Source organism: Candidatus Accumulibacter vicinus (genome assembly GCF_000584955.1).
In the GTDB taxonomy this organism is placed as follows: Bacteria; Pseudomonadota; Gammaproteobacteria; order Burkholderiales; family Rhodocyclaceae; genus Accumulibacter; species Accumulibacter vicinus.
Genome location: NZ_JDSS02000007.1, coordinates 50716 through 53217 on the forward strand (window position 1 = coordinate 50716; position 2502 = coordinate 53217).

Consider the following 2502-nt stretch of genomic DNA (forward strand, 5'->3'; position numbering starts at 1 on the left):
ACCCTCTGGGTGGCGACGAGTTATGGCGGACTGGCCCGTTTCGACCCCGCCAGCGGGAAATTCAAGGCCTATCGCCACGATCCCAACAACTCCAACAGCTTGGGAAAGGGGATCATCACGACCCTCAAGTGCGATCCGGCCGGTGGCCTGTGGCTCGGCTTGTGGGGCGGCGGGCTGAACCGGTTCGACCCGAAAAGCGAAACTTTTCGGCGCTATGAAAACGATCCCCGCGATCCCGCCAGCCTGAGCAACAACGAAGTCTGGTTCATTCACCTCGGTTCATCGGGAGAGGTATGGATTGGCACCAGCGGCGGCCTCAATCGCCTGGATCCTCGCGCCGGGCGCTTTACCGTCTACCGTCGGAAAGACGGCCTGTCGGGCGATCGCATCAACACCATTCTGGAAGACGACCGGGGACAACTCTGGCTGGGAACGGCGGACGGGGGGATCACCCGGTTTGATCCGGCAACCGGCACCACCAAAGCCTACGACGCCAGCGACGGTTTGCAGGGCAACCAGTTTCTCAACAGCTCCGCCTACAAGTCCCGCACGGGGGCGTTGCTGTTCGGTGGCGAGAACGGCTTCAACATCATCGACCCGGCGCACATTGCGACGAATACGCAGGTGCCACCCGTGGTACTCACGGATTTGCAGGTTTTCAACCAATCCGTTTCCGCCACGGACCAGGACTCGCCTCTCCAGCAGGCCATCACCGAGACGCGGCGCGTGGTTCTGGCGTACTGGCAATCGGTTTTTTCCTTCGAGTTCGCGGCGCTGAACTACCGCTATCCGCAGAAAAACCGGTACGCCTACAAAATGGAAGGTTTCGACCAAGACTGGAGGTACGTCGACGGATCCCGTCGCGTCGCCACCTACACCAATCTCGATCCGGGGACTTACGTCTTCCGGGTCAAGGCGTCCAACAACGACGGCGTCTGGAACGAAGAAGGAACCTCGGTCGAGGTTGTCATCACCCCGCCCTGGTGGGAAACGGCCTGGGCCAGAACCCTGGCAGTTCTGCTCACCCTGGGGCTGCTGGCCGGCGCTTATTACCTACGGGTTGGCGCCATCCAGCGCCGCAACCGGGAACTGGAGCTTCAGGTCGCCGAGCGGACCCATTCTCTCGCCGAAGCCAAGGAGGCGGCCGAAGCGGCCAACCGGGCCAAAAGCGCGTTTCTGGCCAACATGAGCCACGAGTTGCGCACGCCGCTGAACGCGGTGCTGGGCTTCTCGGAGCTGCTGCTGCGCGATGCCGCCGGCGGCCGGGAGCGGCTCTCGCCGGGCCAGGCGCAACACCTGACCACGGTCCACCGCAGTGGCGACCATTTGCTGACCCTGATCAACAACGTGCTGGACCTGTCCCGGATCGAGGCGGGGCGGACGACGATCAACCCGAGCGACTTCGACCTGCACGAGTTGCTGGCTGGGCTGCAGGGGATGTTCGCACTCAAGGCGGCGAGCAAAGGGCTGGCCTTGGAGGTCGAACACGAGCCAGGGGTCCCCCGGCTCGTTCGCACCGACGAGCTGAAGCTGCGGCAAATGCTGATCAACCTGATGAACAACGCGTTCAAATTCACCGAGCGAGGCGGTGTGACGCTTCGGGTAAGCGCGACTTTCCCGGCAGACGACGACCCGGAGATGAAGCCGGGCCGCGCGCTGCGCTTGACTTTCGAGGTGACCGACACCGGCGCCGGCATTTCCGACGCGGAACTGGCCGGGCTGTTCCAGCCCTTCGCCCAATCCGCCAGCGGCCGCAAGGCGGAGGAAGGTACCGGCCTGGGGCTGGCCATCACGCGCCAGTTCGCCGAGCTGCTGGGCGGCGGCATCGAGGCGCGCAGCCGCGTGGGCACCGGCAGCACTTTCGTCTTCACCATCGCCGCCCAGGAAGCGGCGAACCCGGAACGCGTGCCCGCACCGCAAAGCCGGCCGGTCCTGGGCCTGGCGCCGGGGCAAACGGCCTGGCGCATTCTGGTCGTGGACGACGACGCCAACAGCCGGCACCTGCTGGCCCAAGTCCTCGAGCCGCTGGGCTTTGCGGTCGAGGAGGCGAGTGACGGAATCGAAGCCATTGCGCTCTGGGAACGCTGGCGCCCGCATCTCATCTGGATGGACATGCGGATGCCAAACCTCGATGGGCGGCAAGCGACCCGGCGGATCAAGGCCGCGCCCGGCGGAGCCGAGACCCGGATCGTGGCCCTGACCGCCAGCAGCTTCGAGGAAGAGCGCGCGGAGATCCTGGCCGCGGGTTGCGACGATTTTCTGCGCAAGCCGTATCGGGCGACGACGCTGCTCGAGCTGATGGAGAAACATCTGGGCGTGCGCTACCTCTACGGTGACGATGGCGGAGCGGCAACGGAGCCGGCCCTGGACGACAACGCCCTGGCCGACGCCTTACAATCTCTGCCCGACGATCTGCGCGCCCGCCTGGAAGAAGCGGCGATCCGGGGTGAGATCGACGAGATCGACCGGCTGATCGCCGAGGTCGCCGGCCGCCACCAGGCG

1 protein-coding gene is annotated in these 2502 nt (G+C 65.3%); it reads left to right on the top strand.

The genetic code is table 11. From position 1 onward, the window contains the following. Positions 1 to 9: 9 nt before the first annotated feature. A partial coding sequence (locus CAPSK01_RS21450; protein ID WP_273702920.1) for a response regulator occupies positions 10 to 2502 on the top strand: 2493 nt, incomplete at its 3' end.